Below are 7,155 nucleotides of genomic sequence, written 5' to 3' on the forward strand. Positions count from 1 at the left end.
TCATATACCAACAAGTAGCTACGATGATGCTACCCGTCAGTAATAAGACGCAACCCCGATCCGGTCATCTGTGACAGGTCACACCGGAACCGTCAGTGTCGCCGTGTAACCCTCCGTCGCGCTGCCCTTCACCGTCGCCAGCTGCCGGCCGTAGCCGTCGCTGAAGATGTTGTCCGTCTCCAGGGAGACCCGGTCGAGGTTCGTCACGCTCTGGCCGTAGCCCTCCGCCGCGTACGCCTCCTCGCAGGTGTCCTTCGGGAAGGCGAGCTGCGAGGTGTTCGTGATGGAGGTGGCCGCCGTGGCGTCGGCCAGGCTGCCGTAGACCTCGAAGTGGATGTGCGGCCAGCGGCCGTCGTAGCAGCCGGGGAAGACGCTCTTGAACGTGACCTGGCCCTTGTCGTCCGTCTCCTGCACGCCCCGCAGGTAGTTCTCGTCCGTGACGCCGTCCGAGTACAGGGAGTACTTGCCGTCCCGGTCGGCGTGCCACAGGTAGACGGCGGCGCCCTTCTTCGGTGTGCCGCAGCCGGAGGCGGCGTCCACGACCGTCAGGGTGACCGTCAGAGGCACGCCCTCGGCGGTGCCGCCCGCGGAGTCGCCGAAGCTCTTGGTGATGTCGCTGCGGACGACACCGCTCTCCTTCAGGACGTTCACGCCGTTCGAGCCGTCGCCGGGGTAGGGGCCGGCGGTCTCGCTCGGGATGGTCGCGCACTCGGCGGACGAGGCGGACGAGGAAGAGGAGGACGCCGAGGTGCCCTCGTCCGAGGCGCAGCCCACCAGCGGGACCAGGCTCGCGCCGGCCAGCAGCCGGATCATGCGGCGGCGGGCGAGAACGGGAAGGTCGTAGGAGAGCCCTCTGTCGTGCTCGTGGACCTCGTCGTCGTGGTGTCGGTGCATGGCTGTCTCCTCGCTGTGTGCTGCCGTCTCAGGTGCTGGCCCGTGCACGGCAGACGCTATGAGCGGCAACTGTGGGAAGCCAGGGCGGCCGCTGTCGGTTCGCTGTCAAGCCGCTGTCGGTTCTGCCAGGGAGCCCGTACCGGCCCGGCGCCCGGTCGCTCTCGGTACGCTTGCGCCCATGTACGGCTACGACCAGACAGCGGGCCCGCAAGGGCAGTACGCCCCTCCGCAGCAGCCGATGTCCGGCGGGTACGGGCAGCAGCCGCCGCTGTACCCCGAGCCGTCCCCGCCCTCGCTCACGGACGCGGTGCGCGCGTTCACCACCGGGCAGATGGCCGCCGAGGACTTCCAGCAGGTCTTCGCGACGTCGAAGGTCTACTGCCCGCGCGGCGACAACCCCGGCTTCCTCGCGCTGCACAACACCCAGCAGCCGGTGATCCCGATGTTCAGCACGCTCAAGGAGCTGCGCCGGTACGCCGGCAAGGAGTCCAAGTACTTCGTGATCACCGGCGCCGAGGTGCTGGACCTGCTGCCGACCGGCTACGGCTTCGTCATCGACATGGAGGGCGAGCACCGCATGGTGTTCGACGCGAAGGCCGTGGAGCAGATGGTCGAGTTCGCGATGCGCCGGATGTACGGCTGACGCCATCGCCGCGCAGAGAGCGGCTGACCTCCTTCGGCTTCGGCAGGCGTAGCGCCAGGCCCTCCAGGCCGAGCTCCAGGCCGGTCCCGGCCGTGGCGCTGGGCATCCTGGGCACGGGATGTACGAAGGCCGTCACCCCGCAGCGGGGCGGCGGCCTTTCGTCATGCCGGTGCCCCGTGGTTCGCTGCGCCGTCGCCCGGGAATGCCGGCCCGGTTTTCTCTGTTGGGGTGGCAGGAAGTTCAACGCTCAACTAAACTGGGTGTACCCGAGGAGGAACCGACATGCCTGCTGTGACCGTCGAGAACCCGTTGACGCTGCCCCGTGTGACCGCGCCTGCCGATGCCGCGGCACGTCCCGTGCTCGCCGTCACGACCGCTCCGAGCGGTTTCGAGGGCGAGGGCTTCCCGGTGCGCCGGGCGTTCGCGGGAATCAACTACCGCCATCTCGACCCGTTCATCATGATGGACCAGATGGGTGAGGTGGACTACGCGCCGGGCGAGCCCAAAGGCACGCCCTGGCACCCGCACCGCGGCTTCGAGACCGTCACCTACATCATCGACGGGATCTTCGACCACCAGGACTCCCAGGGCGGTGGCGGCACCATCACCAACGGGGACACCCAGTGGATGACGGCCGGCTCGGGCCTGCTGCACATCGAGGCCCCGCCGGAGCACCTGGTCATGTCCGGCGGTCTCTTCCACGGCCTCCAGCTGTGGGTGAACCTCCCGGCCAGGGACAAGATGATGCCTCCGCGCTACCAGGACATCCGCGGCGGCAACGTCCAGCTGCTGACCACGCCCGACGGCGGCGCGCTGCTGCGAGTGATCGCCGGTGAGCTGGACGGGCACGCCGGCCCCGGCATCACGCACACGCCGATCGCGATGATCCACGCGACGGTGGCGCCGGGTGCGGAGGTCACGCTGCCCTGGCGGGAGGACTTCAACGGCCTGGCGTACGTGCTGGCGGGCAAGGGCTCGGTCGGTGCCGAGCGCCGCCCGATCCACCTCGGCCAGACGGCGGTCTTCGGCGCGGGCGGCTCCCTGACCGTCCGCGCGGACGAGAAGCAGGACTCCCACACGCCGGACCTCGAGGTAGTCCTGCTCGGCGGGCAGCCGATCCGGGAGCCGATGGCCCACTACGGCCCGTTCGTGATGAACACCAAGGACGAACTCATGCAGGCCTTCGAGGACTTCCAGAAGGGCCGCCTGGGCACGGTCCCGGCGGTGCACGGGATGACGGAGAGCGGTCCGCAGGACTGAGCCGGCACCCGGGGCCGCTGACGCCCTGTCACCCTTGCGGGCCCTCCTGACGGGACGGCCCGCCAGGCGGGTGCTCGGGTGGGCCGGTGCGGGGCTTCACCCCCTGCTGCCCGAAGCCGCCCCGGCGCCACGCCGCCCGGGGAGCCGTGCCCCACTACGGCGGCCACGACCCGTCGCCCGAACCGTTCACGGACTCGTAGAGCTCGAACCAGATGCTCTTGCCCTGGCCGCGCGGGTCCACCCCCCAGGTGTGCGCGAGCAGTTCGATCAGCACCAGGCCGCGGCCGGAGGACGCCAGCTCCCCGGGCCTGCGCTTGTGCGGCAGCTCGTCGCCGGTGTCCGCTACCTCGATCCGCAGCCGCCGTTCCCCCACCTCCCCGGTGATCTCGGCGACGAGCAGCGCGTCGGAGTCGGTGTGCACGAGGACGTTCGTCAGCAGCTCGGACAGCAGCAGCACCGCCGAGTCGACCTGGTCCGGCGTGGTCCAGTCGTGCAGCAGTTCCCGCAGCTGCTGCCGGGACACCGCGACCCGCTCGGGCTCGGCCTGCGCGACCGTCAGCACCGAGCGCCGGACCGGAGGCCGTACGGACGTGGACCCACCGCAGCCGCAGCCCTCGCCGTCCCGGCTCAGCAGCAGCATCGCGATGTCGTCCTCGCGACGGTCGGCCAGCGGGCCGGTGGTGTGGTGCGAGGACGGCCCGTGCACGGCCTGCACCAGGGTGTCGGCGAGTTCCTCCAGATCCCCCTTGTGCTCCTCGAGGATCACGCGCAGCCGCCGCCAGCCGGTGTCCAGGTCGTGGCCGCCGGTCTCGATCAGGCCGTCGGTGCAGATCAGCATGGTCTCGCCGGGTTCCAGCGCGAGCCGGGTCGTCGGGTAGTCGGCGTCCGGGTCGATGCCCAGCGGCAGACCGCCCGACGTCGGCCGCGTCAGTACCGTGCCGTCGGCCATCCGGATCGCCGGGTCCGGGTGCCCGGCACGGGCGATGTCCAGCAGGCCCGTCGCCGGGTCGACCTCGACGTAGACGCAGGTCGCGAAGCGTGCGTCGGCCGGGTCCTCGTCGCTGATGCCGTGCAGGAAACGGGAGGCTCGGGACAGCACCGCGTCCGGGCGGTGGCCCTCCGAGGCGTAGGCCCGCAGGGCGATCCGCAGCTGGCCCATCAGACCCGCCGCCCGGACGTCATGGCCCTGGACGTCACCGATGACCAGCGCGAACCGTCCACTCGGCAGCGGGATCACGTCGTACCAGTCACCGCCGACCTGGAGTCCGCCGCCGGTGGGGACGTAGCGGGCGGCGACACTCATGCCCGGGATGCGCTGCGGGCCGAGCCTCGGCAGCATCGTCCGCTGGAGTCCGTCGGTCAGCGCCCGCTCGCTCTCGGCCACGCCCGCCCGGGTCAGGGCCTGCGCCAGCATCCGCGCCACGGTCGCCAGCACGGACCGCTCGTCCGGGGTGAACGCGACCGGATAGGTGAACGCCGCCATCCAGGCGCCCATCGTGCGGCCGGCCACGGTCAGCGGGAGGAACGCCCAGGACCGGCGGCCGAAGCGCTCGGCCAGCGGCCAGGTCAGCGGATAGCGGGCCTTGTACTGCTCGGCGGAGGACAGGTACACGGCCCGGCCGGTCCGCACCACCTCGGCGGCCGGGTAGTCCGTGTCCAGCGGCATGTCCGAGAAGGGGCTCTCGGTGCCCCGCTGCTGCCCGTGATGGCCGATGACCGTGAGCCGGTCGCCCTCCACGCCGAACACCGCCAGCCCGTCCGGCGAGAACCCGGGCATCGACAGATTGGCCGTGACCCGCAGGACCTCCTGGGTGGAACGCGCCTCGGCCAGCGCCCGGCCCGCGTCCAGCAGGAACGCCTCCCGCGAGCGCCGCCAGTCGCCGGTGACCGCGCTGCGCCCGGCCGGAGTGCCCGGCGTCGGCTCGGTGACCTCCTGGAGGGTGCCGATCAGGCGGTACGCCTTGCGGACCCGGTCGAAGGCCGGCTTGGAGCGGCTGCGGACGACCCGGACGACCCGGCCCTGCTCGTCCATGATCCGGATCCGCACCTCGGCGAGGGTGCCCTCGGCGACGGCGAGCTGGATCACTCCGGTGATCTCGTTCCAGTCGACCGGGTGCAGCCGGGCCCGGGCCTGGGCCTCCGTGAGGCTGACCTGCTCGGCGGGCAGCCCGAGCAACCGAGCCGCCTCGGCGTCGACCGTGACCAGCCCGGTGGCGGTGTCCCAGTGCCACAGGCCGGTCGCGAGGGCGGCGAGGGCCTCCCCCACGGCGGGCAGGGGCTCGCCAGTGCGCATTGACCTACTTTAAGAAGAGTCGATCGAACACTGCCACCGAAGGCCGGCACGCGCACGATCACTTCCGCGGCGTGCGCGAACGACAACTGTATCGATAACTGTGGAGAGCCGATCTTCGCCTGCCCGGTACGCTGGGGACCAGTTTCACGTGAAACACAGACCCCGATCAGCGAAGACTGGATGAACGACGATGCATCGGTACAGGTCCCACACCTGCGGCGAGCTCCGCTCCTCTGACGTCGGCACCGACGTCCGGCTGAGTGGCTGGCTGCACAATCGGCGCGACCTGGGCGGCATCCTCTTCATCGATCTGCGCGACCACTACGGCATCACGCAGCTCGTGGCCCGTCCCGGCACCCCCGCCTACGAGGCCCTCGACAAGCTCTCCAAGGAGTCGACCGTCCGCGTCGACGGCAAGGTCGTCTCCCGCGGCGCCGAGAACGTCAACCCCGACCTGCCCACCGGTGAGGTTGAGGTCGAGGTCGGCGAGGTCGAGCTGCTCGGCGCGGCCGCCCCGCTGCCCTTCACGATCAACGCCGAGGACGGGGTCAACGAGGAGCGGCGCCTGGAGTACCGCTTCCTGGACCTGCGCCGCGAGCGCATGCACCGCAACATCATGCTGCGCACGGCGGTCATCTCGGCCATCCGCCACAAGATGACGGCGCTGGGCTTCAACGAGATGGCGACGCCGATCCTGTCCGCGACCTCCCCCGAGGGGGCCCGCGACTTCGTCGTCCCGTCCCGCCTGCACCCGGGCAAGTTCTACGCCCTCCCCCAGGCGCCCCAGCAGTTCAAGCAGCTGCTGATGATCTCCGGCTTCGACCGCTACTTCCAGATCGCGCCCTGCTTCCGTGACGAGGACGCGCGCGCCGACCGCTCGCCGGGCGAGTTCTACCAGCTCGACGTCGAGATGAGCTTCGTCGAGCAGGAGGACGTCTTCCGGCCCGTCGAGAAGCTGATGACGGAGCTGTTCGAGGAGTTCGGCGGCGGCCGCCACGTCACCTCGCCGTTCCCGCGGATCCCGTTCCGCGAGGCGATGCTGAAGTACGGCTCCGACAAGCCCGACCTGCGCGCCCAGCTCGAACTCGTCGACATCACCGACATCTTCGAGGGCTCGGAGTTCAAGGCCTTCGCCGGCAAGCACGTGCGGGCCCTGCCGGTGCCGGACGTCTCGGGCCAGCCCCGCAAGTTCTTCGACCAGCTCGGCGACTACGCCGTCTCGCAGGGCGCCAAGGGCCTGGCCTGGGTCCGCGTCGCCGAGGACGGCTCGCTGTCCGGCCCGATCGCCAAGTTCCTCACCGAGGAGAACGTCGCCGAGCTGACCAAGCGCCTGTCGCTGGCGGCCGGCCACGCCGTCTTCTTCGGCGCGGGCGACTTCGACGAGGTCTCCAAGATCATGGGCGCGGTCCGCGTGGAAGCCGCCAAGCGCGCCGGGCACTTCGAGGAGGGCGTCTTCCGGTTCTGCTGGATCGTCGACTTCCCGATGTACGAGAAGGACGAGGAGACCGGCGCGATCGACTTCTCGCACAACCCCTTCTCGATGCCGCAGGGCGGCCTGGAGGCCCTGGAGACCCAGGACCCGCTGGACATCCTCGGCTGGCAGTACGACATCGTCTGCAACGGCGTCGAGCTGTCCTCGGGCGCGATCCGGAACCACGAGCCGGAGATCATGCTCAAGGCCTTCGAGATCGCCGGATACGACAGGGAGACCGTCGAGGAGAAGTTCGCCGGCATGCTGCGCGCCTTCCGCTTCGGCGCCCCGCCGCACGGCGGCATCGCCCCCGGCGTCGACCGCATCGTCATGCTGCTCGCCGACGAGCCCAACATCCGCGAGACCATCGCCTTCCCGCTCAACGGCAACGCCCAGGACCTGATGATGGGCGCGCCGACGGAGCTGGAGGAGGCGCGGCTGAAGGAGCTGCACCTGTCGGTGCGCAAGCCGCAGCCGAAGTAGGCGATCTGTGGGGAGTGGGGGGGGGGGGGGGGGGGGGGGGGGAGGGGAGAGGGGGGGGGGGGGGGGGGGAGGATGGGGGGCTCCACGGGGGTCCGGGTAACAGTGTAGTCG

At 70.6% G+C, this 7,155-nt stretch carries 5 protein-coding genes; 3 read left to right on the forward strand and 2 right to left on the reverse strand.

Translation table 11 applies throughout. The features are described 5' to 3' along the window. Window positions 1–78: 78 nt before the first annotated feature. Window positions 79–894, reverse strand: coding sequence for an intradiol ring-cleavage dioxygenase (locus ACZ5TL_RS01870; RefSeq protein WP_468586606.1), 816 nt, complete (start codon window positions 892–894; stop codon window positions 79–81). Between the two features lie 178 nt (window positions 895–1,072). On the opposite strand from ACZ5TL_RS01870, the gene ACZ5TL_RS01875 reads away from it, so the two are divergent. Both ACZ5TL_RS01875 and ACZ5TL_RS01880 read left to right on the forward strand, forming a co-directional pair. Continuing rightward, window positions 1,073–1,537: an SseB family protein gene (locus tag ACZ5TL_RS01875; protein ID WP_468586608.1), complete on the forward strand. Its 465-nt coding sequence runs from the start codon at window positions 1,073–1,075 to the stop codon at window positions 1,535–1,537. A 282-nt stretch (window positions 1,538–1,819) separates the two neighbouring features. Beyond that, the gene (locus ACZ5TL_RS01880; protein ID WP_468586610.1) at window positions 1,820–2,797 is read left to right on the forward strand and encodes a pirin family protein; all 978 of its coding nucleotides are present in this window, start codon (window positions 1,820–1,822) and stop codon (window positions 2,795–2,797) included. Window positions 2,798–2,951: 154 nt separating this feature from the next. On the opposite strand, the gene ACZ5TL_RS01885 is transcribed toward ACZ5TL_RS01880, so the two are convergent. Further along, a complete protein-coding gene (locus ACZ5TL_RS01885; protein ID WP_468586611.1) occupies window positions 2,952–5,090 on the reverse strand; it encodes an ATP-binding SpoIIE family protein phosphatase in 2,139 nt (712 codons plus the stop codon). A gap of 190 nt (window positions 5,091–5,280) precedes the next feature. Here ACZ5TL_RS01885 and aspS point away from each other — a divergent pair, with 190 nt between their 5' ends. After that, window positions 5,281–7,044, forward strand: a complete 1,764-nt coding sequence (aspS, locus tag ACZ5TL_RS01890; RefSeq protein WP_468586613.1) for an aspartate--tRNA ligase — start codon at window positions 5,281–5,283, stop codon at window positions 7,042–7,044. The last annotated feature ends 111 nt before the right edge of the window (window positions 7,045–7,155 follow it).

It is taken from the genome of Streptomyces sp. NPDC033136 (assembly GCF_055578235.1).